A 26813-nucleotide genomic window follows, 5' to 3' on the forward strand; every position below is an offset into this window, starting at 1 on the left:
AAAATCCAAACTGAGGCCTACATGAATTTTTTCCGTAATCTCGCCATCGGCAAACGTCTCGCACTCGGCTTTGCCGTCACGATCTCACTGGCGATCGCCATCGCGGCCATCGCGCTGTGGCGCTTGAACGACGTGGCCAATGCCACCCGCGCGATGCTCGACTCGCCGCTGGCGAAGGAACGCCTGATCAGCGACTGGTCCGGCAAGATCGACAGCGGCGTGCGCCGCACGACGGCGATCGCCAAGTCGAGCGACCTGTCGCTGGGCGCCTACTTCGCCGACGAGAGCAAGAAGTCGTCGGCCCTGTCGACGGAGCTGCAGAAAAAGATCGAGGAACTGATCGTCACCGACGAGGAAAAGGCGCTGTTCGCGAAGATCTCCGAGCAGCGCAAGGTCTATCTGAGCTCGCGCGACCAGATCGCCAAGCTGAAGACGGCCGGCCAGCTGGACGAGGCGGGCAAGGTGTTCGACTCCGTGTTCGTGCCCGGCACCACCGCCTACCAGGCCGCCGTGCAGGAGCTGCTGCAGCTGCAGCGCGCGCAGATCGACCGCAACGCCAAGCATATCGACGAGATCAACAGCCGCAGCCGGCAGCTCGTGCTGACGTTGACGCTGCTGGTCTTCGTGCTGGGCTCGGCCAGCGCCTGGTGGCTGACGATCGGCATCACGCGCCCGCTGCATGCGGCCGTCGAGACCGCGACGCGCGTCGCATCCGGCGACCTGACGAGCCGCATCGAGGCCACCGGCAACGATGAAACGGGCACGCTGCTGCGCGCCCTCGCGGAGATGAACCGTTCGCTGTTCAACATCGTGACGCAAGTGCGCAGCGGCACCGACAGCATCAAGGTCGCGTCGGCGGAGATCGCCGCCGGCAACCACGACCTGTCCTCGCGCACCGAGGAGCAGGCCAGCGCGCTGGAGGAAACCGCATCGTCGATGGAAGAGCTGACGTCCACCGTGCGCGCCAATGCGGACAGCGCGCGGCAGGCCAACGACATGGCCGCCGCTGCCGCCAGCGCCGCCGCGAAAGGGGGCGACGTGGTGCAGCAGGTGGTCGGCCGCATGAATTCGATCGATGCCGCGTCGAAGAAGATCGTCGACATCATCGGCACCATCGACGGCATCGCCTTCCAGACCAATATCCTCGCATTGAACGCCGCCGTCGAGGCGGCGCGGGCGGGCGAGCAGGGGCGCGGCTTTGCCGTCGTGGCGGGTGAGGTGCGCAACCTGGCGCAGCGCAGCGCCACGGCGGCCCGCGAGATCAAGGAGCTGATCGGCGCTTCCGTGTCCGAAGTGGCCGAGGGCAGCCGCCTCGTGTCGCAAGCCGGCAGCACGATGGAGGAGATCGTCGCCAGCGTGCAGCGGGTCAGCGGCGTGATCGGCGAGATCACGGCGGCCAGCGCCGAGCAGAGCACGGGCATCGAGGAAGTGAACCGCGCGATCGGCCAGATGGACGCCGTGACGCAGCAGAACGCCGCGCTGGTCGAGGAATCCGCGGCCGCCGCGGAATCGATGCAGCACCAGGCCAATGCGCTGGCCGAGGTGGTCAAGGTGTTCAACACGGGAGCACAACGCGCATCGGCCGTGGCGGTGCAGGCCGCGCCACGCAAGCCGGTGACGGCGGCGCGCAAGATCGCCCCAGTACCAGCCCCCGCGCCGGCCGTGCGCAAGCCGGTCATGGCCGCGGCAGCGGGCGACGATTGGGAAGAGTTCTAAGCGATGGCCACGCGTATGAACCGACCGCACCTGTTTGTTCTTGGGATATCGCTGGCCTATGCGGTGTGCGTCCATGCCCAATCCGGGGAAGACGAGCGGCTGGTGCGCGGGCGCGCCTCCTATCTCCCCGCTTCCACCTACGCGCTGCTGCAAAAGGTCGAGCGCTTCTGCAGTACGGCCGACAAATCCGCCCGCGAGCCATTTGCCAAGGCGCTCAAGGCGTGGCACGGACGGCATGCCGAGCTGTTGGCGGAGAACGCCAGTGTGCGCGATGAGCTTCTTGCCGAGGCGGCCGCGCCCGGCGCGCCGGCAGGGCTGAAGGCGACACTCGACGATGTGCTGAACGTGCAGGTCGTCCGGCAGATCGACGCGGATTACAAGAAGATGGTGCCGCCGGATTCCTCGCGCGGATGGGCCGGCAAGGCATTCGTGTGTGGTGCGAACGCCGGCCTGATCGACCAGGGGAACTTCGATCTTTCCCGCATCGATCCGGCCGTCGCCGCGTATCTGGAGAAGCGCTTGCAGGCCAGGCGGTCGGGCACGGCCGTGCCTTGAAGTGACACGCTGGCGGCGCAGCCCGACGGGCGCGCCATGGTCAGGCACGGTACTGCCGCACCAGGCTGACGACGTCGGCCAGCGCCATGCCGTCGCAGGCGACCGCCAGGTTGCCGAACATGGGTTGCGCCAGTTTCGTCAGCACGCTCCCGGTGGGCATTTCGATGGCCAGCCGGGCGCCCCGTTCCCAGGCGTGGCGCAGCGCGTCGTCCCAGCGCACTTGGCGGGCCATATTGCCGGCCAGGTCGGCGCGGATGCGCGCGCCGTCGAACAGCGCCCGTCCCAGGCTGCCGCTGACGTACGTGATGTGGGGCGCCTGGAACGGCACGCTGGCCATCGAGTCGGCCAGCGCGGCCGCCTGCGCGGCGAACAGCTCGCAGTGCGACGGCACGCTGACGGCAAGCCGTTCCGCCTTCGCGCCAAGGCCGCTGTCCCGCACCAGTTCGGCCACCGCGGCCAGCGCGTCGTCCGCGCCGGCGATCACTTGCTGGCGCGGGCCGTTCAGGTTCGCCACGTACACGGGGCTTCCGGCACGGTGGACCCGTGCGACCAGCGCTTCCAGCTGCGCGACCGGCAAGCCGCTGACCGCCGTCATGCCGTAGCCGGATGGGTAGGCTTCCTCCATCAACCGGCCCCGCAGCGCGACCATGCGCACCGCATCCTCGAAATCCAATACGCCCGCGGTGACGGCGGCGGGATACGCGCCGATCGACAGGCCGGCAACGATGTCCGGCACCGCGCCCAACGTGGCGAGGCGGCGTGCCGTCGCCACGCCGCAAATCAGCAGGGACAGTTGCGTCGCCACCGTCGAGCGCAGCGCATCGGCCGTGTCGAGTTTCAGCGGATCGTGGCCCAGCGCGGCGGCGGCTTGCGCCAGCGTGGCCGCCGTCTCGGCGCAGTCGGGCAGGTCGTGCAGCATGCCGGGCCGCTGCGCGCCCTGGCCGGGGAAGGTAAACAGCACGGTCATGCCGCCACTGCTTGGTGCCACGGGTCGGACACGAGCACAGGCCCGTGCGCCGTCTTCACCAGCACGCGGCCGCCGCGCGCATAGTCGGCCAGCGCGAAGCCGCCGGTTCCCGTGTCGACCTGGATGTCCACACGCACCGCAGCATCGGCCTGCATGCGCAGCAGTTGCTCCAGCGTGGCCGTGGCCAGCGGAGCGGGGGAGCGCACCAGCAGATCCAGGTCGCTGTCCGCGCGCAGCACGGGCAGGCCGCAGGCCAGCTGGAAGCCGGCGCCGCCGGCCGGGCCCCACGCGACACCCAGTTCGTCCAGCCGCGGCGCCAGCGCGGCCAGCACTTGCAGCGCCGGCATGGCCGGGTCGCCCGTGCCGGCCTGCCGTGCCAGCATCTCCGGCGTGACGATCCGTGCCACGGAGGCCGCCTGTACATAGCCCTTGCAACGCTCGCTGCGCGTTCGGCCGCGCGCGCCGGCGGGCACGCGCCCGTCCGCAACCGCTTCGCGCCGCACCACCAGCGGTGCGCGGGCGTGCCACGCCGCATCCAGCCATGCCGGCCAGGCGCCGGCCGGCTCGAAGCGCTCCAGCGCGTGCAGGAACAGCAGGTCATGCGGCCGCGGTGCCATCATTCCACCAGCGCGCGCGTGGCGAAGTACAGCAGCGAAGGGCCGAGCAGGCACCCGAGGCCCGTGTGGAACGTGGCGACGAGCGCGCCATACGGCACCAGCTTGCGGTCCGTGGCGGCAAGGCCCGCGGAGACGCCGCTGACGGTGCCGGCCAGGCCGCCGAACACCATCGCCGAACGGGGCGTGCGCAGGCGCAGGAAGCCGGCGGCGGCCGGCGTGCCGACCATCACGACGATGGCCTTGATCAGGCCTGCGGCGATGCTGAGTGCCATCACGTCCGAGCTGGCGCCGATCGCCGCGCCGGTCACGGGGCCGACGATGTACGTCACCGCACCGGCGCCGATCGTCGTGATGCTGACGGCATCGCGGTAGCCGAACGCATAGGCCACGCAGGCGCCCACGATGAACGGCAGGAAGGTGCCGAGCAGCAGTGCCACGACGCCCACCATGCCGGCCTTGCGGGCTTCCACCACCTGCACCTCGAACGCGGTGGCGACGATGGCGAAGTCGCGCAGCATCGCGCCGCCCATCAGGCCGACGCCGGCAAACAGCTTCACGTCCGCCAGGCCCTTCGTGCCGCCCGTCTCCAGGCCGCCCCAGTACGCGAGGCCCAGGCCGATCAGGATCGCGATCGCCGAGCCGTGCACGCGGCCCATCGTCAGGCGCTGCGACAGCTGCATCGCCACCCACATCACCAACCCAACCAGCGTGAACGCCAGCACCAGGCCGTTGTGCTGGAACGTCTTCTCAAGCAGTTCGATCATCGCGTTCTCCTCAGACGGCGGTGGCGGCGTGGTGCGGCACCGTGGCCGGCTTCTCGCCACGGTTGATCAGCGCGATGCAGCAGCCGCACACAAAGACGCTGCCCACCGCGGCCAGCAGCGCGATCGGGCCGCCGCGCAGCGCGGTGACGACGTTCTGCTGCGCCGCCATCGCCACCACGACGGGGATGTACATCGCGCCCCAGAACGCCACGCCCATCTCGGTCGGCTGCGGCATCCAGCCGCGCTTGTGCAGCCAGAGGCGGGCGGCGATCAGCAGCAGCATCGCGATGCCGACGCCGCCGACGTTGGTGCGGGCGCCGAGCAGGGTGCCCAGCAGGTCGCCGAGGAAAATGCCCAGCAGGTGGCACAGGGCCAGTAGTGCGGTTCCGTAAATGACCATCTTGAATGTCTCCGTGTTCAAGTTCGCTTCAGGATAAGCGGCCGCCGCGTTAGTTTTATTATGCGTGCGGCCGGTCGTGCGGTGGTGCTGTCAGCTGCCTCCTTTCCACTGCTCGCGCAGCAACTGGCGCACGCGCCGCGAGGCAGTGCGGTGCGCGCCGCCGTGGCGGCTGGCGAGATCGCGCGCCGCGTCATGCGCGATGTCGATCAGTGCTTCCTCGAGCGCGGCGCGTACCAGCGCCACGTCCGCGGCAGAAGGCGAACCCGCGTTCTCCGGCCGCAGCACTTTCCACAACAGCCCCAGCGTAGCGTAGTTGCCGATGTCGTAGGCCATCGGCGGCACGCTTTGCGCCAGTGCTTCCAATGCCTCGACGGAGCGCAGCGTGATGCGCGCGGCGGATGCCTTGCCCATCGCGTGCACCATCACGCCGGGATCGTCCAGCGCGATCAGCCGGTTGGCCTGGTAGCCGTGCGCCAGGAAGGCGCCGGACATCGCCGGGCCCACCAGCAGCGCTATCACCGGATGGCCCGCCAGCCGCGCCTGCGCATACGCGCCCGCGGCACCGGCCAATGCCTGGTGGATGCCATACGCTTCCTCGCGGCGGCCGTAAGCCTGGCTGGCCACGTCGACGATCGCGACGATGGGGCGCTTGCGCTCGGCATCCACGTCCTGCGCGATCGTCCGCTGCACGGCCTGGGCCAGCTGCCAGCCTTCGACGAGGCCCACTTCGCCGTTGCGGGCGCGGGGGAAGCGATTGCCCGGATCGGGCACCACGGCGATGAAGCGGGCCGGCTCGCCCGCCAGCACGCCGTCATGCGCGCGCACCGCAGGCCAGTCGTACAGCGCGGTGCCGCCGGCCAGCGCGGCCAGCCACGTGGCGCCGCGGGCGGAGGTTGTTTGCTCGTTCATGCCAGTCCTTTCCCGTAGATCGTGCGCACGTCCGGTGCCACTGCCTGCTGGGCGGTGTCCACCTGCCCGAGCGCGGCGAGGAAGTCCGCGTAACGCTCGCTGCGATGGACGGCCGGCACGCCGGCCTGGAACAGCCGCGTGACGGTCGCGCGCACCGCGGCCGTATCGTCGTCCACCAGCACGTCGGCCAGGTGCGTGGCGACGCGCTGCTCGCCGCCCGTCAGGTGCCAGATCAATGCGCGGTTGCGCGAATCGAATTCCGCGAGGCCCGCTTCCTGCTCGATCACCTGCGGCCCGTTCAGGCCAAGGCGGGCCTCGCGCGTCAGCACGAGGTAGGAGCACAGGCCGGCGGCGATCGACATGCCGCCATAGCAGCCCACGGTGCCGGCGCTGACGCCGATCACGGGCCGGTAGCGCCGCAGGTCGACGATCGCCGCCTGTATCTCGGCAATGGCGGCCAGGCCCAGGTTCGCTTCCTGCAGCCGCACGCCGCCCGTCTCGAACAGGATCACGGCCTGGGTCGGGATGCCGGCGCGGTTGTCGTCGGCCGCCAGTTCCAGCGCGCCGGCGATCTTGGCGCCGCCCACTTCGCCCATGCTGCCGCCCTGGAACGCGCCCTCGATGGCCAGCACCACCGTGGCCACGCCGTCGAGCAGGCCCTTGGCGACGATGACGCCGTCGTCCGCCTGGGTGACGAGGTTCTGCTGCGCGAGCCATGGCGAGGTGACGCGGTCGAACGGGCCGACGAGCTCACGCATCGAGCCCGCGTCGAGCAGGGCCTTGGCGCGGCTGCGCGCGCCCCGTTCGATGAAGCTGTCCCGCTGCAGCAAATGGTCGATGCTCATGGTTGCCCTCCCTGCGCCGCATCCTCGAAGGCCTGCTCGATGCGCATGCGCACCACGCCGGGCGTGGCGCCGTTGTCGTTGATCTCGATGGCCGCCGCAGGCAGTGCGCCGGCGGCGAACACGCGTTCCAGCAGCGCCTTCCACGTGGCGCCGTAACCGTCGACCGACGTCTGCACGGCGATCGTCGTCCGGCCCGGCGCGGCAGGTTCCAGCAGCACTTCCAGGTCGCCGGAAGCGACTACACCGGCGACGACGCGCGACGCGGCGGTCTGGCCGGCAGCGAATTCAAACTGCAATTTCTCCATGTTGCCACTCCGTGTGTTGGGTTTGTTCGATCGCGTCCAGCAGCAGCGCGGCCGCCAGCAGGTCCGCCGCGCCGCCGGGCGAGACGCCGCGCGCCAGCATGTCCGTTTCCAGCGCGTGCAGGGCGCGTCGGCCGCCCGGCGTGCCGGTGCCGCCCGCGTCCAGCACCGCCTGCGCACCGCGCCTGGCCGCGCTCAGTGCCGCCGGGCCGCCGCGCGCCAGCAGGCACGTGTCGTCCAGGCTGGCGATGACGGCCACCAGCGCATCGATCCGCGCCGTGCTTTCGTCATTGCCCCGGCCGCGCGACGCTCGCAGCATCGGCAGCGCGACGTCGACCACGTGCGGGAAGCCTGCCTCGGCCTGGCCGCGCGCGCCGCCGACACCGTAGGTCATGCGCGCCGCCTCGCCCTTGTTGCCGGTGACCGCCGGCGCACCGGGGTCGCGCAGCCGGGCCAGTGCGCCGGCGCGGGCCGCGACTTGCGCGGGCGCCGCATCCCCGTTCGCGGCGGCCGTGACGATCAGGCCCAGCGCCCAGATCGCACCGCGATGCGTGTTGACGCCGTTGGTGGCCGCCATCATCGCGCTTTCCGCCGTGCGGCCGATGGCACCGATGCGCGTGCGCAGTGTGGGCAGGTGGTCGATATCGCCGCCCGCCTGCGCCATCGCGGCAAACGAAGGCCGCAACGCGTGCGCCGAATGGCACATCAGCAGCCAGTGCAGGTCGCGATGGGCGCCGCTGCCGCGCAGGTCGACGAGGCCGGGCTTCGGCGTCAGCATGGCTTCGTCGATCAGCGCGGCCACGGCGAGGTCGGCAAGCCGGTCGGGCCAGGCGCCGGCGGTTACTGCACAGGCTCGGCTGTCGAGTAGTTTCAGGGCCTTCATCACCAGCTCCTGAACTTGGCGGGCGGGTCGTACAGGCCGCCGGACCAGTCGACCAGGTCGGCGATGCTTTTTGCCGCCAGCAGCGAGCGGGTGGCCTGGTTACGCTGCACGCCGATGTCTTCGGGCAGCGCGATCAGGCCGTCGCGGCGCATGCGCGCGGTCTGTTGCGGGTCGTGGCACAGGCCCACCGGGGTCACGCCGGCCACCGCCGCCAGCATCGCCTTGCGCTCTTCGAGGGAGCGGGCCTTGTACAGGTAGGCGATGCCTTCCTCCGTGAGCACGTGAGTGACGTCGTCGCCATAGATCATCACCGGCGCCAGCGGCATGCCGGACGCCTTGCCGACGTCGACGGCGTCTAGCGATTCGACGATCGTCGGCTGGCTGCCGTCCTGGAACGTCTCGACCATCTGTACCACCAGCTTGCGCCCGCGCGACAGCGGGTCGTCGCCTTCGATCAGGTCGAGCCAGGCCGGCGTCGGATGGCGCCGGCCATGCGGATCGTGGCCCATGTTCGGCGCGCCGCCAAAGCCCGTCAGGCGGCCGTGCGTGACGGTCGACGAATTGCCTGCGCCATCCATCTGCAACGTGGCGCCGATGAACAGGTCCACCGCGTACTGGCCCGCCATCTGGCACAGCAGGCGGTTCGAACGCAACGAGCCGTCCGCGCCCGTGAAGAAGATATCGGGGCGGGCCGCCGTGTAGGCTTCCATGCCCAGCTCCGCGCCGAAGCAGTGCACGCTGTCGACCCAGCCGCTTTCGATGGCCGGGATCAGCGTGGGGTGGGGATTGAGCGTCCAGTTGCGGCAGATCTTGCCCTTCAGGCCCAGCTGCTCGCCATAGGTCGGCAGCAGCAGTTCGATCGCCGCCGTGTTGAAGCCGATGCCGTGATTCAGCGACTGCACGTTGTGGCGTTCGTACACGCCGCGGATCGCCATCATCGCCATCAGCACGTGCACGGGCTTGATCAGCCGCGGGTCGCGGGTGAACAGCGGCTCGATGTAGAACGGCTTGTCGGCCTGCACGACGAAGTCGATCCACGAGCCGGGAACGTCCACCCGCGGCAGGCCGGCCGGATCGTCGACGATCTCGTTGACCTGCGCGATGACGATGCCGTCGCGGAAGGCGGCCGCTTCGACCAGCGCCGGCGTATCCTCGGTGCTGGGGCCCGTGTACAGGTTGCCGTCGCGGTCGGCCTTGTAGCCGGCCACCAGCACGACGTTCGGCACCAGGTCCACGTACAGCCGCGCATACAGTTCCACGTACGTGTGCAGCGCGCCCACCTGCAGCGCGCCTTCCTGCAGCAGCTGCGAGATGCGCAGGCTCTGCGCGCCGGCAAACGCGAAATCGAGCTTGCTGGCGATGCCGCGCTCGAACAGGTCGAGGTGCTGCGGCAGGCTCACGCTCGGCATGATCAGGTGCAGGCCGCTGACCTTGTTCGGATCGACCTGCACCAGCGCGCGGGCCAGGAAGTCGGCCTGCTTCTGGTTGTTCCCTTCGAGGACCACGCGGTCGCCGCTGGCCACCAGCAGCTGCAAGGCCTCGACGATGGCGCCGGTGCCGAGCACGCGGCCGTCGCACAGGTGGCGCACCGCGTCCAGGCGCCGGCGCTTTTCCTGGCGCCGGGTATCCCACTGGCGTGGGGGAGTACCGTTCATGCTGTCTCCTGTTGAAAACGTATCGGATGTGGCCCAGCATAAGCAGCGCCTGCTTGCCGTTCAATCAATCCAACCGTTCCGACGTTTACTCTGAGGTTAATGATCGGCTATCCTCGTCCAAAGGAGGCGGCGCGATGATCGATGAAGAAATTACATTAAAGAAACTGGAAATCTTCCTGGCCTTCATGCGCTTGAACAGCCTGGCGCGGGTCTCGGACGAGGTAGGGCAGAGCGCCGTCAGCGTGCACCGCGCGCTGCACTCGCTGGAAGAGGGCTTGCGCTGCCCCCTGTTCCAGCGCGAAGGCCGCAAGCTCACCGCCTTGCCGGCCGCCTTCGCATTCGCCAGCCACGCGCAGCGGGCCGTGGCGGAAACGGAGGAGGGCATCCGCAAGGTGCGCGAGCTGGCGGGCTTCAACAGCAACCGGCTGCGTATCGGCTCGCTGTATTCGCTGACCCTGCACTGCATCCCGCACCTGTTGATGGGCCTGAAGTTGCGCCGCCCGGAGCTGCACGTGGACCTGACGCTCGGCTCGAACAAGGACCTGCTGCAGCGCCTCGCCAACGGCCAGCTGGACGCGGTGGTGATCGGCCTGCAGGCGCCGCACCACAACCCGCAGCTGCTCGCGGTGCCGCTGTTCGAGGACGAGGTCCGCCTGGCCGCGCCCCTTGGTTCCCCGTATGCCGGCACGCCGCGCGTCGACCTGAAGGACCTGCGCCACGAGCAGTTCCTCACGTTGGGCGACGGCTTCGTCACGGCCGACAGCTTCAACCACGCGTTCCGCCAGGCCGGCTTCGTGCCGGAGACAACGCTGCAGGTCAGCGACATCTTCTCGCTGATCAACCTGGTCGGCAGCGGCATGGGCTACAGCCTGTTGCCTGCCCGCGTGGCGGCCTACAGCGCGCGCATCGAACTGATCCCGCTGGCGGCACCATACGTGTCGCACCAGGTCATCACGTTGCTGCTGCCGCGCTCGCGCGAGAAGGATGCGAACTTGCTGGCGCTGGCGGCCGAGTCGCGCATGTTCAGCAAGCAGCCGGCGAGTTGACGGCCTGTCCGCACGCGAAGACTTCCTGCGACAATCGCACGACAATTTTTGTACTTGTGCCCGCTCGCCGGGGTGCACACTGGCCACGCTATCACCCACCACCAACAAAGGAGAACAGCATGGGACCAGATAACGTGCAGTCCGGCGCATTGCCGACCCAACCGCTCACCGCCGCGCAGCGGGCGCGCCTCAAGAAAGCGATGCTCGTCACCCCGCAGGCGATGGAGCACCTGCGCAAGATGGGCATGTTCAAGGCGCGCAGGGCGGCGGATGCGCCGGAGATGATGCCGGAAGGCTGCTGCAAGCCGGACGGCGGCACCTGCTGCCCGAACGCGAAGTGACGCGATGGTCATCACGAACGAACGCTTGCGCGCGGCGTTCCTGACGCCGCGGATGGCGTGCTATTTCGCCCACAAGCTGCCGCACCTCGACCCGGCCGAGCTGATTGCCCGCATCGAGGAAACGCTGAAGTTCCTGAACATCGCCGTGTACTGCACGGGCAATATCCCCGTGACGCGCGACATCGACGACATCTGGCACCTGTGGATCCTCGAGACCCAGGAATACCAGCGCCTGTGCGGCCTGCTGCAGGGGCGCAGCTTCATCCATCACACGTCGAACGTCTACCTGCGCTGCGGCGGCGACGAAGCGGTGCCGCCGGAACAGGATGTGGAAGAAAAGCTCGCGGCGCTGGCGATGTATGTGAAAAACTACGGGCCGCTGCGGGCGGACCGGGTGCGGTACTGGAAGTTCGCCGCGTACCTGGTGGACGATTGCGGCTGGAGCCTCGAGCAGCTCAATGGCTTCCTGGCGCCGGCGGAAGTGCCGGAGGCGGCGACCGCATAGATTCAGCGACATTTCTTAACATGGTTTTACACGGCTTGATGTTTCCCTGAGGGAATTCTCGGCTACGATCCCGTATCGTCAACCGACGCCTGCATCAGGCAATCCATCACCATGCGCCAGACCCTCCTTCCGATGACCTGCCTCGCCGCGCTGCTCAGCGCGTGCGGCGGCGACACCGCCACCGAAACTTCCACCGAAGCGCAAGCCAGCGCGCTGCTGTCGACCGGCACCGTCGTGCTGGAACTCGATCCCGGCAACCTGGGCGAGCTCGATGCGCAGCAGCTGGCCGAGCCCACATTCCACATGGCGCCGGTGCTGCTCGATGCGCCGGCCGATGCCGCGCCAGGGCAGGCAGCGCCGGCCACCGTGCATACGCAGACCGTGCCCACGCTGTTCCGCGGCATGAACCCGAAACACCTGACCGTTGAGAAGCTGGGGCTCGTGCAAGCAGGCCGCCTGGCGCCGGACGAGACGAGCGCCACGCCGTCCGCCAGCAGCACGACGGTCGCCACCTACACGCCGGCGCAGATCCGCGCCGCGTACGGGCTGCCGGCCCTGCCGTCCAGCTTCACGAACCTGACGGCCGCGCAGGCCGCCGCACTGGGCGCCGGCCAGACGATCTACATCGTCGATGCGCAGCACGATCCGAACGTCGCCGCCGAACTGGCGGCCTTCAACAGCAAGTTCGGCCTGCCCACGTGCACGACGAAGACCATCGCGACGAACGCCAGCCTGCCGCTGTCCACCGCTTCCGGCACGGCTTGCGAATTCTCGGTGGTGTACAGCACGTCGACGGGCGGGATGACGAGCACCGCGCCGTCGTACGACTCCGGCTGGGCCACCGAGATCGCGCTGGACGTGCAGTGGGCGCACGCCACGGCGCCGCTGGCGCGCATCGTGCTGATCGAAGCGAACAGCTCCACCTATGCGAACCTGCTGGGCGGCGTCAAGCTGGCCAACAATATGGGGCCAGGCATCGTGTCGATGAGCTTTGGCGGTGCCGAGAGCAGCACCACCAGCTCCGCCGACGCCACCTTCGCGGCCGCCGGCATGACCTATGTGGCGGCTACCGGCGACTCCGGCTACGGCGTGTCGTGGCCTTCCGTGTCGTCGAAGGTGCTGGCCGTCGGCGGCACGACGCTGACGTACACGGGCGGCACCCGCTCGGAAGTGGCGTGGTCGAGCACCGGCGGCGGCGTCAGCGCCTATGTCGCGACACCCAGCTACCAGACCAGTGCCGTGCCGGGCATGGGCTCTGCCGCGCGCCGCACCGTGGCTGACGTGGCGTTCAACGCGGATCCGAACAGCGGCCAGTACGTGGCCGTGATCGCGTCCGGCAGCAGCACCGTCAAATGGACCAGTATCGGCGGCACCAGCCTGGCCACGCCGCAATGGGCCGGCCTGATCGCCGTGGCCAATGCGCTGCGGGCGCAGAACAGCAAGGCGGCGCTGGGCGCTCCGCATGCGGCGCTGTACACGCAGATCGCCACCGTGCCGGGCAGCTACGCCAGCGTGTTCACCGACATCACGGCCGGCAGCAACGGCACCTGTTCCGCGTGCGGCGCGAAGACGGGCCACGACGTCGTCACGGGCCTCGGCACGCCGAACGTGAGTGCGCTGCTGAGCACCGTGTCCGGTCTCACCGTGCAGACGGCGCCCGTGCTGACGGCGGCCACGATCAACGGCAAGGTGGGCACCGCGTTGTCCTTCACGGTGGCGGCGACGGCGGCCAATGCCGTGACGTACGCGCTGTTCGGTGCGCCGGCCGGCATGAGCATCGCCAGCGACGGCGTCGTCAGCTGGGCGTCGCCGGTGGCCGGTACGTACGGCGTGACCGTGACGGCGAAGGACAGCGTCAACGGCCTGACGGGGCAGGCCGTGTACACCGTCGTGATTTCCTCGTCGTCGACCGGCACGCCGGTCACCACCGGCAGCGGCCCCGTGATCACGGCCAGTGCGCTGACGGGCGTGGCGAACCGCAAGCTGACGGGCACGATCGGCATCACGGACAGCGGCAGCAAGGCGATCTCCGTGTCGATCACCGGGGCGCCGCTGGGCATGACGTTCTCGGCCAGCGGCTCGGCCGTGTCGGTCGTGTGGGCGGCCCCGAAAACGGGCAGTTACCAGCTGAAGGTCGTCGCCACCAACGGCAACGGCGTCAGCGCCACCGCGACGGTGCCGGTGACGATCACGGCGCGCTGACGAGAGCGCAGGGCGGGGCGGCTTCACTCCGGGTCGCAGCGCTCCAGCCGATACCCCTGCGAGTAGGCGGTGCGGATCATCACCGTGCGCCGCCCCTCGGCCAGCAGCTTCTTGCGCAGCTTGTAGACGTGCTGCTCGATCGTGCGGCCGGCCACCTCGCTGTCCGCGCTCCAGATCACCGCGCCGATCGTCTCGCGCGAAATGTAGATGCCGGGCGACGAGAAGAACAGCCAGGCCATCGCGAACTCGCGCGGCGTCAGGTCCACCGGCTGGCCGTCGAACGTGCAATGGGCACTGTCGCGGTCGAGATGGTAGCCGGCGAAGCGGATGATGCGGTGCGCATTGGCCGGCGCGCAGCGGCGCTGCAGCGCGGCGATGCGGGCCGTCAGTTCCACCGCTTCGACGGGGCGGGGGATGAAATCGTCAGCACCGCTGTCGAGCATCAGCGCGGCCAGCTCGGGGCTGTGCAGCGCGGACAGGATGATGACGGGCGTGCGGTCGCCCGTGCGCAGCTTCAGCCAGGCGAGAATGCCGTTGTCGTCGCGCGGGTGCGCGCCGATGTCGACGAGGATCATGTCGAAGCTGGTTCTCCTGATCGTGCGCAGCAGCGCCGCCTCGCTGTCGACGAGCGTCGCCTCGTGGTTCGCGCCCGCGAGTATCGTCCTGATGTTGGCGGAAACGGCCGCATTGGCAATACAGCATGCGATCTTCATGGTCTCCTCACCGGATGTCTGCCGATCCAACCCCGGGCGGTGCGCACGTTTTCTAGTTGTTCCGCGGCTGCAGCAGCGGGCCGGGGAAGGCCGGGAAGTGGCGCCGGGGTTGCGCGGCTTCCCGTTCCACCGGCTCCGCATGCAGGTCGAGGATGTTGACGACGTTATCGGCCAGCACGCTGCGGCCGATCCGGTAGTTCTTCTGCGCGATCTCCCGCATCGCCGCGCGGTCGCCCAGCAGCTTGTGGACCTCGGACACGAAGCCGTCGTCCGGCAGGCCGTCCTGCTCGGCCGACGTGCGCATCACCGGCGCGGCAAAGCCGTAGCGCCCATACACCTCCCAATAGAATTCGTAGCTGCTGGTGATGTAGCACCGTTCGGCGCTGATCGCCTCGCCGATCGGATTGCCGTAGCTGTCGTAATCCCACGCGGTCAGGAACGACACCAGGTCGCACGAGTGGTACAGGTCCTCGATCGTGTCCACGTGTTCCTGGCCCGGCATGAACGAGTGCTGCAGCGCGCCGACGAACTTGACGAACGGCTGCACGCCCAGCGCATCGGCCAGCGCGCGCAGGCCGTCGTAGCAGCCGGGGTGCTCGCCGGGATCGCCCGCCACCACCAGATACACATTGCGGTCCACGCCGTCGCGCCGGTACAGCGCGTTCAGCCGGTGCACCAGCGCGATGTCGCGGTCCAGCCGTTTTTGCGGGATGATGCGGGTGGTACGCGCGACCAGCACGTCCTGCTCGCGGATGCCCAGCGTCTTCCTCATGTCGCGGCGCCGCTGGCCCTTGCTGAAATCGTAGGTGTTCTTCTTCACCGTCACGACGACGCCGTTGTCGCACCATTCCTCGAGCTTGTGCTTCAGGTGATGGTTCAGCGTCACGTAGGTGATGTACGGCGAGCGCACCGGCTTGACGGCATGGCGGTAGGGCGGCAGCCCGTATTTCGTTGCCGTCTGCTCGCTGTTCCACATCAGGTCGTGGTCGCGCCAGATCACGAAGTTGCCTTTCGCATGGCGCTTGCCGTAGGTGGCAATGGCCAGGTACAGCGCCTTCGTGTAGATGATGTTCTCGGGCAGCGTACCGTTTTCGACGAACACGTAGCCGATGCCGAGCCGCTCCCACTGCTGCAGCAGCCGTTCGGTCAGCCGGCCGGCGGCGCGCTCGATCGCCAGCAGGATGGCTTGCTGTTCGGCCGGCGCGGCCGGCACCGTGCCGCCGATCAGCACCTGGTGGGCGTAGTCGATGAAGCCCACGTTGTAGTCGGGGATCGACGCGATGTCGGCGATGCGCACCAGCGTGAACACGCCGTCGTAGATCTCGCGCTCGGCGTCGTACGGCTGGCCGAAGCGGCCCTTGTCCACCTTGATGTCGTAACCCAGGTCGAGGTAGCAGCGGATGCCCTTGGCCGCGAGCTGCCGCGCAATCTTGGACGCCTCCACCGTGATGCCCGACACGGCCACGGCATCGAAGGAGATGAATATCGCACTTGTTTGTTTTCGCATCGGTCAGATTCCATGCCTGTCGGTCAGCTTCGGCCACCCGCGATCGCCAGGTAGTCGGTGTACAGCTGCGGTGCACCGGGGAACGACGCCAGCTCGCGCCACGCTTCGTTGACACGCTCGCAGTCCTGGTGCGTGCGCACGAACTCCAGCGCCTTGTCGGTGGAGACGTCCAGCTCCGGGTGATACGCGTTCAGCGCGGCGAGGCTCTCGATCTCCAGCAGCACCGCATAGGGTTCGCGGCGAGTGCCGCCCGTGCCCCGCAACACGTGCAGCTTCCAGCCCGGGTAGTCTTCCAGCCGGTGGATGTTGTCGCGAATGAAGCCTTCGAACCTCTCCGGCGCCACGCCCGGGCGCAGCGCCAGGTGGTGGATGCCGACGACGCGGGCAACCGGGTCGCCGTCGTTGCCGCCCCGGAAGTTCGGCCCTTCCGGCAACGTGCTGCGGGTGTTTTCCGCGATCAGCGCGAACGACGAGAACAGCGTCGACGGCTCGGCGAACGTGGCATATGTCCGCCACTCCGCGATGCGCTCCAGCGCCGCCGGGTGCTGTTGCCAGAATTCGCGCGCCGCCGCGGTCCGCTCGCCATGCTCGTCGACGTAGCGTGCGTACTGCGCTGCGTCGGGCGCTTCGTACAGCATCAGGTACTGGTCCGTACGTTCGCCGCGCAAGCCCTTCAGCAGTGTCCACTGCCAGCCTGGGTAGGCGGGGATGTCGCGGCCGCCGCTGCGGGCGAACTGTTCGAAGTCGCCGGCGGTGACGCCTTTTTTCAGGTTCAGGCCGATGTAGTGCAGGCTGAAGATCGACATGGTTGCTCCATCAATGAGTGTCACGAATAGGTGTCAGCGCGTGATCCGCGGCGCGAGCAGGGCGACCGCCAGCACGGCCACCGCGGCGGCGGCAAATGCCGCCGTCAGGTTGAACTGGCGGGCTACCTGGCCGATCAGGGCGGGGCCGCACAGCAAGCCCGCATAGCCCAGCAGGGTCACGGCCGGCAGCGCGGCGGCGGACGGCACGTCCGGCTGGTTGCCGGCCCGTGTGAACAGCACGGGCACGATGTTCGCCAGCCCCGCGCCGGCCAGCATGAAGCCGGCCAGCGCGGCGCCGGCGCGGTCCACCGTCACGATCAGCAGCAGGCCGGCCGCGGCGGCCAGGCTGCCCAGCACCAGCGTGCGGCGCGAGCCGATGCCGTCGACGATGCGGTCGCCCACCATCCGCCCCAGCGCGACGACGATCGAATACAGCGTGAAGCCGAAGCCCGCGTGGCGCTGGTCCACGCCCCGTTCCGTATGCAGGAAGACGGCTGACCAGTCCAGCATCGCGCCCTCGATCAGGAACATCAGGAAGCACAGCAGCGCGATCGGCAGCAGGCCCGGATGCAGCAGCGCCTTGAACGTGCCGGCAGGACGCTCGCCTTCCGGTGCACGCCGCGGCAGCAGGTCGCCGGCGGCAGGCAGCGCGGCGATGGCGATGACCAGCACGACGGCAAGCACCGCGTGCAGCGGCGCCACGCCGGCGGCCAGCAGCACGCTGACGCCGCCCGCGCCGGCGATGCTGCCGATGCTGTACAGGCCGTGAAAGCCGGACATCCGCGGCTGCCCGCTTTCCCGCTCGACGACGACGGCCTGCGCATTCATCGCCACGTCCAGCAAGCCGTTGGCCGCGCCGAACACGAAGAGCGCTGCCGCCATCACCGGCAGCGACGTGGCGGCTACGATCGCCGGCAGGTCGGCGCACAGCGTGGCGACGCAGGCGACGATCAATGCCCGGCAGCCGAAGCGCGCGATCAGGCGGCCGCTAAACGGCATCAGCAGCATCGAGCCGGCGGCGATGCAGAACAGCAGCAGGCCCAGCGTGCCGTCGTCGATGCCGAGACGGCTTTTCGAGAACGGGATCAGCGGCGCCCACGCGGCCATGCCCAGGCCCGCGACGAGGAAAATCCTGCGGGTGGCGCGCTGCGCCGCGGCGTTCGGCGTGGCGGCGCGGCGCGAGAGTTGGAGTTCCACGGGCGTCCTTGTGTGGATGGGGAAGAGGAGGGACGGGAAGGGCTCAGCCGCCCGTGCTTTCCGCCACGGCGATGTAGTCGGTGTAGAGTTGCGGCGAGCCGGAGAACGACGCCAGGCGCTTCCACTCCTCGTACATCTGCTTTGTGTCGCGGTGCGCCTTGGCGAACTGCGCCGCTTCGTCGGTGCCGATGTCCGGCTCGGGGTAGAACGTCTCCAGCGCGGCCAGGCTGGCGATTTCCATCAGCACCACGTACTGGTCCAGCCGGTTGCCCCGCTCGCCCTTGAGCAGGCGGAATTTCCAGTCCGGGTAGTCCTCGATGCGGTGGTGATTCTCCGCGATGAAGCGCTCGAACGTCTCCGGTTGCACGTCCGCCCGCAGCGCCAGGTTGTGGATGCCGATGATCCGCGCCACCGGCGGCTCGCCGGGCCGGTCGCGGTAGCGTGGGCCCGGCTGCACGGTACTGCGCTCGTTCTCCGCCAGCAGCCGGTAGTCCGTGAAGATCGTCGGCAGTTCCCAGAACGACGCATGGCGCTTCCACGCGGCGATCGTCTCCTGCGCATGCGGATGGTCGCGCCAGAACTGGCGGGCCAGCGCCGTCTGGTTGCCGTCCGGGCCGACGTAGCGGTCGCGCTGCGCGGCGCTGTCGATCTCGAACAGCATCAGGTGCTGGCCCGTGCGTTCGCCACGCAGCCCGCGCAGCAAGGTCCAGCGCCAGCCGGGGTAGCAGGGCAGGTGCGCGCCTTGCTCGCGCACGAACCGCTCGAACGCTTCGGCCGTCACGCCCGCCTCGGTATCGACGGCAACGTACTGGAAAGTGAAGACTGGTTGGTCGGTCATGGCGGTCCTCAGGCTTGCGCGGTGGGGAACTGCGAGGTTGGGAACTGCGTGTTGATGATGGCTTCGACGAGCGTCACGCCATTCGGCGTCAGCATCACGACGTGGTTGTCGACGGTGACGAGGCCCTTGCGCGTCAGCGTCGCCAGCGCGCTGTCGATGACGGGGTTGGCGAAGAAGCTCTTGCCGTTGAAGCGCCTTTGATACACGCGGTCGTCCACGGGGATCAACGTGGACAGCGCCATCTTGAAGGCATTGAGTTCCCGCTGCATGGGCGACATGCCGCGCGTCTCGTCGATCGGCAGGCGGTTTTCGTCGAGCGCCTGCTTGTACAGCGGGTAGCTGGTGATATTGATCGCTTCGGCGCCGATGCATTTGGAGCTGCCGCCCAGGCCGATCGCCACTTCCGGGTATTGCTTGTCCAGGTCCGTGATCAGCGCCTTCCATTTCTCGGCCGGCTGGCCCTGCCGGTGGAAGTACATCGTCGGATGCTCGCGGTAGCCGTCGGCGAGGTACAGCTCGACGAGCTCGCGCATCTGGTACTGCTTGCCGAGGCCAGGGAAGCGCATGTCGTTCTTGTCGACCAGGCCCTTCTTCTGCCACAGGCTTTCGCGCACGCCGGAGACGCCGGTGCGCCGCTTCATGAATTCCTCCATGTGCAGCTTGGTGCAGACGACGTGCGACAGTTCCAGCTCCAGCGTCTTCTCCATATCGTATCGGACGTCGTCCACTTCCTGGCCCAGCATGCCGTAGATCAGGTCCACACTGACCCAGTCGAAGCCCAGTGCGCGGGCGTTGTGGATCGTCTCCACGCATTCGTCGGCCGAGTGCATGCGGCCGCACGCGGCGATGATGCGGTCGTCGAACGACTGCGCGCCGAAGCTGATCTTCGTGAAGCCCAGTTCCTTCAGCAGCGCCAGGTAATCCTTCGTCAAGGTGCCCGGCTCGCCTTCGAAGCGCATCGTCGCCGCGCCGAAGTTGAAGTGGCTCGTGTAGAACGCCATCAGGCGGCGCAGCTCCGGTTCCGGCAGCAGGGAAGGGGTGCCGCCGAAGATGTTGAATTCGCCCACCTCGGCCTGCGCCAGCGACGGCACCCGCGCCAGCCACATCTTCGCTTCCTTGATGTTGTAGTCGACCAGGTCGCGGAACACGACCTGCGACGAAGCGGACTGCGGGTTCAGGATGATCGTCGGGTACTGGCAGAAGTGGCAGCGGTAGCGGCACGTCGGAATGTACGACCACAGGTGGATCCGCGGCGCCTGGCGGATGCCTTCGTCCATATCGGCGAGGAACGCATCGAGCGGATGGTTCGGGATATCGCCGGGGAACACGTGGCAGCCGAACGGATCGTTGTGCACGTATTCGAGGAAGGCCGCGTTGTCCGGCGCGGACAGGAACTCCAGCACGCGCGGCACCGGATAGTGCGGGTCGATCTCCTGCAACGATTGCAATGCGGCGCTGGTCATCAGAACACCCCTCCGTTGGCGAAATAGTTGTGCGCCTCGCCGGACTCGCGGTCCTCGCAGTAGTAGTGGACGAAGCGCTGGAAGTCTTCCGGCTTGATGCCGTCGAAGCACGACGGCAGCGGCGGCGGGTGGCCGATGTCCTCGCCCACGGCGCGGCGCAGCGCGGCGAACAGCTCGTGGCGGAACTCGAAGTAGAGCCGGAACGCGGGCGTCTTGTACGAGTGGATCGGCCTGAAGTCGATCATCCGCGATTCGACCTTGATCTCGTGCACCCGCCGGTACAGGCGATCCGCCACCGGGCCCGTGAAGAAGTCGCGCACCGGTGCGCTCTCCTGCAGCAGGTGGGGATTGAGCAGGATCGGCAGCACGAGGTTCTTCGGCACGTAATCCTTGATCGAGTAGAACCACGCCTGCTGCGACTGTTCCAGCGTCGTGTCGCGGTACGCCGGCTCATTGCCTTCGGGCCGCACGTCCTTCATCGTGATGATGCCGTCCTGGCCGTACGCGACGCCGGTGATCACGTCTTCCCGGATCGTGTCGACTCGCCGGCTGTTGATCTGCACGCGCGAATCGCGCGCGTACACGGGCTTGCCGCCGAACGCGATGACGCGGATGCCGAAGTCCCAGTCGTCGGACAGGTGCTCGACGAAGCGGCCGTTCTGCAGCTGGTAGAAGATCTCGATGCCGCCGACCCGGTCGTACATCGTGCGCTCGACGGCGAAGCCTTTGCCGTCCGGGAAGCCGCCGAACAGGGAGAACGACATGTCGCGGCAGCGCAGCGTCTTCTGGATCTCGCGGAACAGGTGCGGCCGGCGCGCAAACGCGGCTTCGTCGTAGTAGTAGTTGCAGGTGCCCAGGTCGCCGTCCTGCTCGACCATCGTCTTGACCAATGCCTGCAGCCAGTCGGGATCGACGGTGCAGTCGGCATCGGCGGACACGATGTAGTGCTTGCGGTGGAGCCCCAGGCGGCTGTCGCGCGCCTTCGAACGCAGCGACGCGTAATCCATGCCCCGTTTGCGGGCCGACGATACGCCCTGCGTCGTCTCGCGGATCACGTGGATGTCGAGGGCCGGATGGCGCGCCTTGAAATCCTCGACCTTGCCGACCGAATCGTCCGTGGAGTTATTGTCCACGATGATGATTTCGATATTTTCCTGGCTCAGCACGCCGTAATGCATGCGTTGCTCGAGCAGCGAAAGCAATACCTGGTCGATACGTTTTTCTTCGTTATAGACCGGCAGCACGACAGATACAAAGACATCGTCTTTCATAAATCTTCCAGTGGCAGGTTTAAACCGGGAGCCTCCGGCCATTAATACCGGATACTCGGCGATCGATATTCCCAGGGCGCGGGAATTAATGCATGGGGCCGGGGGCGAGGTGATTGCGGTTCATGGTGCGTCTCCTGTTTTATGTCCACAAATGGCCAATCCCGGCAGCAATGACATCGATATCATTTCGGTCCGCTAGGATTGCCGGAAGGCATTGATGGCGGGGCCGATGCGGCAAGGGGAATGGTTTCCAGCGGTTGTGAACGATTAAACGTCAACAATGATATCGATGTCAATGCTTTTTTTAATGCAACTACCAAGGCCTTGCCGACCCTGATTTCCCTGCCAAGAAGGGACCGTTCCAAGGTGTAATTTGCTGCTGTGCGGTAGACGCTGTCCAGCCGGGTTGCACGCTCGCACGCGATTCGAACATGAAAGCCGCTCATCAAAATTTGGAAAATACGGGAACGCTTCCTTATTTGCCGCCGACTTATGCACGATCGTCCCGGGATTAGAACCCAACCGTTCAGGCGGCAATTCCTCACGCCCGCCTGGCATAAAAAACCAATGGAGATGCCATGCTGAGAAATACCTCCGGCCCCGGCCAGGGCCACGCCACCGTTCCCGATCTGAATACGCCGGCGGCCAACCCATCCAACCAAACCAGCCAGCCGTCGACCAGCGGCCCGCCGACCCAGCCGCAGTCGAATCGGCCGCCGTCGGAAGTGCACCGCCGCAACCACCGCAGTAGTCTGGAGCACGCGGTGCGCGGGACGGTGCCGGGTAGATCGGGTGCCCCGGGGGGCGAGGAATACGAGATGCAGGAGCTTCCCCGCCGGCCTTACCCGGCCTTGCCGGCGGCGGAGAGCACCACGTCGTTCCACACGGCGTTTTCGGAGCCGGCCGATACGACGAGCCTCGACACGATCGATCCGGCCCACCGGCACGGCCCGTCGCCTTCGGCCAGCACGGCGTCGTTCCACACGGCGCGGCTGGCTTCGGCCAGTACGGCGTCCGTCGACACCATCGCCTCGGCCAGCGTGCACGTCCCGTCGGCCTCCGCCAGCACCGCTTCGTTCCTGACGGCGGTCGACGACGGCACGCGGACCCCGGTCGCCGGGGGCTCGCGGCGGCCCAGCCTGCCCACGCGCAGCCTGCGCAGCAGCTTCGAGCATGCGGTGCGCACGATGTTGCCGGCGTCGGCCGCCGCGAGTTCCGCCGCGATCGAAGAGCATGAAATGACCGAATTCGGGCCGGTTGCGCAGCACCGCCATCCGGACAACCGCGTCAGGACGAGCGACGGCGGCGGCTTCGCGCTCACCAACGGTCGCATCCTGTCGTGGAGTAAAGGCAAGGGCACCTGGAACCTGCTGGCGCCGGAAAACGTCGTGGCGATCCGGCTGGGGGCGGATGGGCGCGGCTATGCATGCACTGCAGAAAACGAGCTGCTGCGCCTGGACGGCGCCGAAGTGGAGCGCATCGGCGGCCTCACCGCCGGGCCCATCTTCAACGTATCGCCGAGCGGGCGGATCACTTCCGTCGCGCCCGCCGAAGATGGCCCGGCGACGATACGCCTGACGCGTCCGCCCGAAGGCGGTGGTGCGCCCGTGCACACGACGCTGCCCCTGCCGCCCGGGAACCCGGACGTCCGTGCGCTCGCCTACTCGAATAACGGCGACCTGCACCTGCTGACCAGCGATGGCCGGCTGTGGCAGACCCACCCGGCGCAGCAGCCCGACACCGACACGCCACCGTGGCGCGAGGTGCCCGGACCGGCGGGGCTGACGGCCACGTCGCTGTTCACGCTGGAGAAGTCGAAGGAGGTCGGCGTATGCGGGCCGGACGGCACGCAGCGCCACCAGCTGGAAAAGAACGGCACGTGGACGCCGCTGCCCGACAACGCGCCCACCGGCCTGCAGCGCACGTATGGCCAGCTCCGCTACAGTCAGCAGAAATTCACGAACGCCACGCTCGGCTCGCCATTCACGCCGGGCTCGGCGCGCAGCGACAAGATCGGCCTGTCCTGGTGGCAGAGCAAGCTCGCCGTACTCGGCACGGAAATCACGCAGCAACTCGTGCCGCGCGACGGCGCCGCGCTGGCCGATAACGTGACGGCCGACCGGATGGGCCGTTACCTGAACTACTTCATGGCCCATTACCTGCCCGGCCCCTCGCTGCCCGCGCCCACGCAGCAGTCGCCGGACAAGCAACTGCGCGAGGAATTCACCGCGCTGCTGGCGCTGCCGCCGACGACGCCACCGCGCACGCCGGTCGACCCCAGGGTGGCCGAAGCGATGCACACGAACGCGGAGATGGTGCTGGACCGGCTCGAACGGGCACTGGGCATCACGGACGCGGACGGCAACGAAAACCCGAACTGGACGAATTCGAAGGCAGTGCGCGCGGCGCGGCACGAACGGGCGAATACGGACGACAACATGCTGTACGCGCTGCTGCAGCGGCGTAACTCGTTCATGCCGGCCGACGGCAGCCGCGGTGCCGATCCGGGCGCCGCGCGCACCACGCAACGCCTGCAGCGCCTGGTCGATGCCGGCGTTCACCTGCAGCGGCCGCTGCCGGCCCATGCGCCACGCACCGCGCACGGTTACCGGGCCGTGCCTGCCTTGATGCGCGACTCCGCATCCGATGCGCTCAGGTCGATCGGCAAGCCGGAGACGCAGGGCCTGGATATCCTCGTCGGCAAGCTGGTGCACGACCAGCTGCATTTCGAAAAGGCGGTGCAGCGCGATGCCACGACAGAGGCGCACGTCGCGGCCGACCTGGCTCGGCTGACGGGCGAAGACGGCAACCTGATCACGCGGCGCTTCAAGCAGGAAATCTGGGATTCCCGTGCCGAGGCGGTGTTCGACAGCATGCGCAGCATCCTGGCCGGCTTCGGCCAGTCGCACCACGTGCTCAATCGCGCCGCCCGCTTCCAGGGCATGCTGGGGGAGGATCACGAGAAGGACTATGTACGCCAGGTGGAGGAACTGGAGCCAGGCAACAGCATCGAGCTCAAATACACGGTGCAGGCGGGTGTGGACGGCGACGGCTGGAGCCACAACTACACGCCCGCCGACCGCTTCAAGGAAGGCGCGCACCCGGACGTGAAGACGCCCGCCGAGCTGAAAGGGCGCTTCAACATCCCGATGAACATCGTGCCGAACATCCTGCCCGTGCCCGCGGCCAGCGTGGCGCACATCCGCTCGATGACGATCACCAAGCGTACCGACGGCATCGACATCTCGTTCAGCAAAGCCTACGAAAGCGAAGTGAAGCTGCTGTGCGCGAAGATCAAGTGGGGGGCGGGCGAGTACGGCGCCAACAAGCGCATGACGGCGGACGGCAAGGAGTCGCGCTCCGTGCTGGGCCTGGGATTCCTCGGCCTCGAAGTGGTGCCGGCGGCGCTGGTGTTCGGCAAGGGCTCGGACCAGAGCATCAAGCTCAGCCTCAACAACGACGAGAACGGCACGGTCGGCAGCGTCGTCGAGCGCCTGCTGTCGGGCCAGATCACGCCCGAGCAGCTGCTCGATGCCGCGGCGGCCGTATCCTATACCCGCAAGCAGAGCACCAAGTGGACCAATACGCTGGACATCCAGGGCCTCTTTGCGGCGGTCGGCATCTTCACGCCGAAACTGAAGCTGGACGAGCGGCTGAAGATCGTCGCAGCGATCGTCGAGCAATGGACAGCGAACCTGACCTTCAGCAAGGACGAGTCGCGCACGCAGGATGCCAGCGGCATCACCACCAGCAGGACGCTGTGGAGTGCGCTCGCGGGGCTGAACCGGAAGATCATCAACGTGACGGAAATCCAGGGCTCGTGGCTGAAGGCGCTGCCGGCCTTCAGCACGCTGATCGGCAAGACCAAGGGCATCATCATCGGCGACGGCTACGAGATGGAACACAAGGTGCCGACGTGGATCGACCTGCAGGTCATGGAGCTCATTCCACAGGGCGGGCTGTACGATGCACCGACCGCCCACGAGGCCGCGGACGGCACCTTCACGAAGCTCTCCTACAACGTCAGCACGAGCAAGGAATTCAACTTCGAGGCGCTGGCCCACTGGGACGACCTGGTCCGGCACAGCCCGGAAACGGCGGACAATCTGCGCAGCGCGGCGGAAAAGGCGCGCGCCCAGGGATTGACCGTCAGCGTGGAGATGGAACTGGTCCCGGCCGCGCTGGCCGCACTGAACGGCGTCCGTCCCGACCCGGATGGCCACATCGATCCGGCCATGGCGCAGGACCTCAGCGCGCTGGTGGAGCATCGCGACAGCTGGCGTCCCGCCAGGCTGGTGGTCAGCGCCGGCGAACAATACAACACGGCGCTCGTCGTCGGTGCCAGCGCCGGCCGCTACAAGAGCCACGCAAGCAACACGCACCAGGTCAACCTGGCGCTGATCGACATCACGTACGACGACAGCGACGGCGCCGAGGCCAGGCCGCTGGGGTCCACTGTGCGCGGGCCGCTGACCAACGGCGGGGGCGAACCGCAGTTCGACCAGCTCGACACGCTGGCCCATCCGGACACGATGCAAGTCGTGTACGGCATCCTCGACGAACCGCGCAACGGTCCGCGCCGCCGCCTCGCGGCACTGCCGCCGAACGGCGCCGACGCGGCGGGACTGCGGGAGCTGCGGGACCAGCTGCTGCGCGAACCGATCCCCGCACCGCACCTGGCGCTGGCGGACGGCGAGCTGACCTTGCAATCCCAGGTGGTGGGCAACCACTGGCAGCGGGTCGCGCTGGACGAGACCGAACGCCGTCAGCTGCTGTCGCAACCGGGTATCGACACGGCCGGGCTGCTGCAGTTGATGCATGCGGGGGCCAGCGGCCGGCTGGAGATCGATCCCGGCGACCTGGCCGCGCTGGGCGGAGGGGAACGGGCGCAGAACCGGCGCGGCGCGCCACCCCTGTCCGAAGGGGTGCCGTCCGAGCGACCGCTGGCGATCACGGCGCTGATGGACGATGCGGCCCGCTTCAACAGCATGGTCGCGCGCGGCGTCCTGAGCCCGGCGCAGCAGCTGGTGGTGTCCACTTTCTTCCAGGGGGATGGGGGCACGGACCGCGCGCTCGTGGTGGCGCAGGACCCGGACATGATGACGGCCCTTGGCCATGCCATCGGGCGCTCGGTCAATGAAGCGCAGGCCGAAACCGCCCCGCACGACACGCCGGAGGTGGAGGCACCGGCTGATACGCAGCACCATTCCGTGATGGTGTCGTCGGGAGCGATCGCTTCGGCATCGGGCGGCGGCGCGTAGAGCGGGGCCCGGCGCGGAGCGCGGCGCCCGCACAGCGAGGTGCGGGTGCC

The 26813-nt window shown here is 68.1% G+C and carries 23 protein-coding genes; 7 read left to right on the forward strand and 16 right to left on the reverse strand.

Annotated features, from left to right (window positions below):
* Window positions 1-21: 21 nt before the first annotated feature.
* Both IP92_RS20280 and IP92_RS20285 read left to right on the forward strand, forming a co-directional pair.
* Window positions 22-1716 carry a methyl-accepting chemotaxis protein gene (locus IP92_RS20280; protein WP_145878437.1) on the forward strand — a complete coding sequence of 565 codons (1695 nt, stop codon included), beginning with the start codon at window positions 22-24 and terminating at the stop codon, window positions 1714-1716.
* Window positions 1717-1731: 15 nt separating this feature from the next.
* Window positions 1732-2271, forward strand: a complete 540-nt coding sequence (locus tag IP92_RS20285) for a hypothetical protein (RefSeq protein WP_145878440.1) — start codon at window positions 1732-1734, stop codon at window positions 2269-2271.
* Window positions 2272-2311: 40 nt separating this feature from the next.
* On the opposite strand, the gene mdcH is transcribed toward IP92_RS20285, so the two are convergent.
* The 9 genes from mdcH to mdcA form a co-directional block, all read right to left on the reverse strand.
* Window positions 2312-3238, reverse strand: a complete 927-nt coding sequence (gene mdcH / locus IP92_RS20290) for a malonate decarboxylase subunit epsilon (RefSeq protein ID WP_145878442.1) — start codon at window positions 3236-3238, stop codon at window positions 2312-2314.
* Window positions 3235-3858: a malonate decarboxylase holo-ACP synthase gene (locus IP92_RS20295; RefSeq protein WP_229418878.1), complete on the reverse strand. Its 624-nt coding sequence runs from the start codon at window positions 3856-3858 to the stop codon at window positions 3235-3237. Before IP92_RS20295 ends, mdcH begins: the two co-directional genes overlap by 4 nt.
* Window positions 3855-4619, reverse strand: coding sequence for a malonate transporter subunit MadM (madM, locus tag IP92_RS20300; RefSeq protein WP_145878444.1), 765 nt, complete (start codon window positions 4617-4619; stop codon window positions 3855-3857). Before madM ends, IP92_RS20295 begins: the two co-directional genes overlap by 4 nt.
* A gap of 10 nt (window positions 4620-4629) precedes the next feature.
* Window positions 4630-5019, reverse strand: coding sequence for a malonate transporter subunit MadL (gene madL, locus IP92_RS20305; protein WP_145878446.1), 390 nt, complete (start codon window positions 5017-5019; stop codon window positions 4630-4632).
* A gap of 90 nt (window positions 5020-5109) precedes the next feature.
* The gene (gene mdcE, locus IP92_RS20310; RefSeq protein ID WP_145878448.1) at window positions 5110-5928 is read right to left on the reverse strand and encodes a biotin-independent malonate decarboxylase subunit gamma; all 819 of its coding nucleotides are present in this window, start codon (window positions 5926-5928) and stop codon (window positions 5110-5112) included.
* Window positions 5925-6773 (reverse strand): biotin-independent malonate decarboxylase subunit beta, encoded by an 849-nt coding sequence (locus IP92_RS20315; protein ID WP_145878450.1) that lies wholly within the window; start codon window positions 6771-6773, stop codon window positions 5925-5927. The genes mdcE and IP92_RS20315 overlap by 4 nt, the downstream gene beginning before the upstream one ends.
* A complete protein-coding gene (locus tag IP92_RS20320; RefSeq protein WP_145878452.1) occupies window positions 6770-7078 on the reverse strand; it encodes a malonate decarboxylase subunit delta in 309 nt (102 codons plus the stop codon). The genes IP92_RS20315 and IP92_RS20320 overlap by 4 nt, the downstream gene beginning before the upstream one ends.
* Window positions 7059-7958, reverse strand: coding sequence for a triphosphoribosyl-dephospho-CoA synthase (locus IP92_RS20325; RefSeq protein WP_145878454.1), 900 nt, complete (start codon window positions 7956-7958; stop codon window positions 7059-7061). Before IP92_RS20325 ends, IP92_RS20320 begins: the two co-directional genes overlap by 20 nt.
* Window positions 7958-9613 carry a malonate decarboxylase subunit alpha gene (mdcA, locus tag IP92_RS20330; protein ID WP_145878457.1) on the reverse strand — a complete coding sequence of 552 codons (1656 nt, stop codon included), beginning with the start codon at window positions 9611-9613 and terminating at the stop codon, window positions 7958-7960. The genes IP92_RS20325 and mdcA overlap by 1 nt, the downstream gene beginning before the upstream one ends.
* A 134-nt stretch (window positions 9614-9747) precedes the next feature.
* On the opposite strand from mdcA, the gene IP92_RS20335 reads away from it, so the two are divergent.
* From IP92_RS20335 to IP92_RS20350, 4 genes are all read left to right on the forward strand, one after another.
* The gene (locus IP92_RS20335) at window positions 9748-10659 is read left to right on the forward strand and encodes a LysR family transcriptional regulator (RefSeq protein WP_145878459.1); all 912 of its coding nucleotides are present in this window, start codon (window positions 9748-9750) and stop codon (window positions 10657-10659) included.
* Window positions 10660-10778: 119 nt separating this feature from the next.
* Window positions 10779-11000, forward strand: coding sequence for a hypothetical protein (locus tag IP92_RS20340; protein WP_145878461.1), 222 nt, complete (start codon window positions 10779-10781; stop codon window positions 10998-11000).
* A gap of 4 nt (window positions 11001-11004) precedes the next feature.
* Window positions 11005-11505: a hypothetical protein gene (locus tag IP92_RS20345; RefSeq protein ID WP_145878463.1), complete on the forward strand. Its 501-nt coding sequence runs from the start codon at window positions 11005-11007 to the stop codon at window positions 11503-11505.
* A 111-nt stretch (window positions 11506-11616) separates the two neighbouring features.
* On the forward strand, window positions 11617-13707 hold the full coding sequence (locus IP92_RS20350) for a S53 family peptidase (RefSeq protein WP_229418879.1): 2091 nt from the start codon (window positions 11617-11619) through the stop codon (window positions 13705-13707).
* 23 nt (window positions 13708-13730) lie between these two features.
* Here the strand turns inward: IP92_RS20350 and IP92_RS20355 are convergent, their stop codons facing one another.
* Genes IP92_RS20355 through IP92_RS20385 form a run of 7 tightly spaced genes read right to left on the reverse strand, consistent with a single transcriptional unit; the run spans window position 13731 to window position 21502 of the window.
* Window positions 13731-14420 (reverse strand): response regulator transcription factor, encoded by a 690-nt coding sequence (locus IP92_RS20355; RefSeq protein WP_145878465.1) that lies wholly within the window; start codon window positions 14418-14420, stop codon window positions 13731-13733.
* A gap of 52 nt (window positions 14421-14472) precedes the next feature.
* Window positions 14473-15927, reverse strand: a complete 1455-nt coding sequence (locus IP92_RS20360; protein WP_199271848.1) for a glycosyltransferase family protein — start codon at window positions 15925-15927, stop codon at window positions 14473-14475.
* Between the two features lie 23 nt (window positions 15928-15950).
* Window positions 15951-16733, reverse strand: a complete 783-nt coding sequence (locus IP92_RS20365; protein ID WP_199271849.1) for a hypothetical protein — start codon at window positions 16731-16733, stop codon at window positions 15951-15953.
* Between the two features lie 33 nt (window positions 16734-16766).
* On the reverse strand, window positions 16767-17930 hold the full coding sequence (locus tag IP92_RS20370) for an MFS transporter (protein WP_229418880.1): 1164 nt from the start codon (window positions 17928-17930) through the stop codon (window positions 16767-16769).
* A gap of 43 nt (window positions 17931-17973) precedes the next feature.
* Window positions 17974-18768, reverse strand: a complete 795-nt coding sequence (locus tag IP92_RS20375) for a hypothetical protein (protein ID WP_145878467.1) — start codon at window positions 18766-18768, stop codon at window positions 17974-17976.
* 8 nt (window positions 18769-18776) lie between these two features.
* On the reverse strand, window positions 18777-20231 hold the full coding sequence (locus IP92_RS20380; protein ID WP_145878469.1) for a radical SAM protein: 1455 nt from the start codon (window positions 20229-20231) through the stop codon (window positions 18777-18779).
* Window positions 20231-21502, reverse strand: a complete 1272-nt coding sequence (locus IP92_RS20385; protein ID WP_145878471.1) for a glycosyltransferase family 2 protein — start codon at window positions 21500-21502, stop codon at window positions 20231-20233. Before IP92_RS20385 ends, IP92_RS20380 begins: the two co-directional genes overlap by 1 nt.
* A 578-nt stretch (window positions 21503-22080) precedes the next feature.
* Here IP92_RS20385 and IP92_RS20390 point away from each other — a divergent pair.
* On the forward strand, window positions 22081-26763 hold the full coding sequence (locus tag IP92_RS20390) for a hypothetical protein (protein WP_145878473.1): 4683 nt from the start codon (window positions 22081-22083) through the stop codon (window positions 26761-26763).
* Window positions 26764-26813 lie beyond the last annotated feature (50 nt).

The organism is Pseudoduganella flava (assembly GCF_007830495.1).
In the GTDB taxonomy this organism is placed as follows: domain Bacteria; phylum Pseudomonadota; class Gammaproteobacteria; order Burkholderiales; family Burkholderiaceae_D; genus Rugamonas; species Rugamonas flava.

What these genes read in the sequence shown, in the direction of transcription:
- mdcA (WP_145878457.1), bottom strand. Translation starts at nt 9,613, where the DNA reads ATGAACGGTACTCCCCCACGCCAGTGGGATACCCGGCGCCAGGAAAAG.
- IP92_RS20380 (WP_145878469.1), bottom strand. Translation starts at nt 20,231, where the DNA reads ATGACCAGCGCCGCATTGCAATCGTTGCAGGAGATCGACCCGCACTAT.
- IP92_RS20325 (WP_145878454.1), bottom strand. Translation starts at nt 7,958, where the DNA reads ATGAAGGCCCTGAAACTACTCGACAGCCGAGCCTGTGCAGTAACCGCC.
- IP92_RS20340 (WP_145878461.1), top strand. Translation starts at nt 10,779, where the DNA reads ATGGGACCAGATAACGTGCAGTCCGGCGCATTGCCGACCCAACCGCTC.
- IP92_RS20315 (WP_145878450.1), bottom strand. Translation starts at nt 6,773, where the DNA reads ATGAGCATCGACCATTTGCTGCAGCGGGACAGCTTCATCGAACGGGGC.
- IP92_RS20345 (WP_145878463.1), top strand. Translation starts at nt 11,005, where the DNA reads ATGGTCATCACGAACGAACGCTTGCGCGCGGCGTTCCTGACGCCGCGG.
- IP92_RS20320 (WP_145878452.1), bottom strand. Translation starts at nt 7,078, where the DNA reads ATGGAGAAATTGCAGTTTGAATTCGCTGCCGGCCAGACCGCCGCGTCG.
- IP92_RS20355 (WP_145878465.1), bottom strand. Translation starts at nt 14,420, where the DNA reads ATGAAGATCGCATGCTGTATTGCCAATGCGGCCGTTTCCGCCAACATC.
- mdcE (WP_145878448.1), bottom strand. Translation starts at nt 5,928, where the DNA reads ATGAACGAGCAAACAACCTCCGCCCGCGGCGCCACGTGGCTGGCCGCG.
- IP92_RS20365 (WP_199271849.1), bottom strand. Translation starts at nt 16,733, where the DNA reads ATGTCGATCTTCAGCCTGCACTACATCGGCCTGAACCTGAAAAAAGGC.
- IP92_RS20285 (WP_145878440.1), top strand. Translation starts at nt 1,732, where the DNA reads ATGAACCGACCGCACCTGTTTGTTCTTGGGATATCGCTGGCCTATGCG.
- IP92_RS20280 (WP_145878437.1), top strand. Translation starts at nt 22, where the DNA reads ATGAATTTTTTCCGTAATCTCGCCATCGGCAAACGTCTCGCACTCGGC.
- IP92_RS20350 (WP_229418879.1), top strand. Translation starts at nt 11,617, where the DNA reads ATGCGCCAGACCCTCCTTCCGATGACCTGCCTCGCCGCGCTGCTCAGC.
- IP92_RS20335 (WP_145878459.1), top strand. Translation starts at nt 9,748, where the DNA reads ATGATCGATGAAGAAATTACATTAAAGAAACTGGAAATCTTCCTGGCC.
- IP92_RS20385 (WP_145878471.1), bottom strand. Translation starts at nt 21,502, where the DNA reads ATGAAAGACGATGTCTTTGTATCTGTCGTGCTGCCGGTCTATAACGAA.
- IP92_RS20295 (WP_229418878.1), bottom strand. Translation starts at nt 3,858, where the DNA reads ATGATGGCACCGCGGCCGCATGACCTGCTGTTCCTGCACGCGCTGGAG.
- IP92_RS20360 (WP_199271848.1), bottom strand. Translation starts at nt 15,927, where the DNA reads ATGCGAAAACAAACAAGTGCGATATTCATCTCCTTCGATGCCGTGGCC.
- madL (WP_145878446.1), bottom strand. Translation starts at nt 5,019, where the DNA reads ATGGTCATTTACGGAACCGCACTACTGGCCCTGTGCCACCTGCTGGGC.
- mdcH (WP_145878442.1), bottom strand. Translation starts at nt 3,238, where the DNA reads ATGACCGTGCTGTTTACCTTCCCCGGCCAGGGCGCGCAGCGGCCCGGC.
- IP92_RS20375 (WP_145878467.1), bottom strand. Translation starts at nt 18,768, where the DNA reads ATGACCGACCAACCAGTCTTCACTTTCCAGTACGTTGCCGTCGATACC.
- IP92_RS20390 (WP_145878473.1), top strand. Translation starts at nt 22,081, where the DNA reads ATGCTGAGAAATACCTCCGGCCCCGGCCAGGGCCACGCCACCGTTCCC.
- madM (WP_145878444.1), bottom strand. Translation starts at nt 4,619, where the DNA reads ATGATCGAACTGCTTGAGAAGACGTTCCAGCACAACGGCCTGGTGCTG.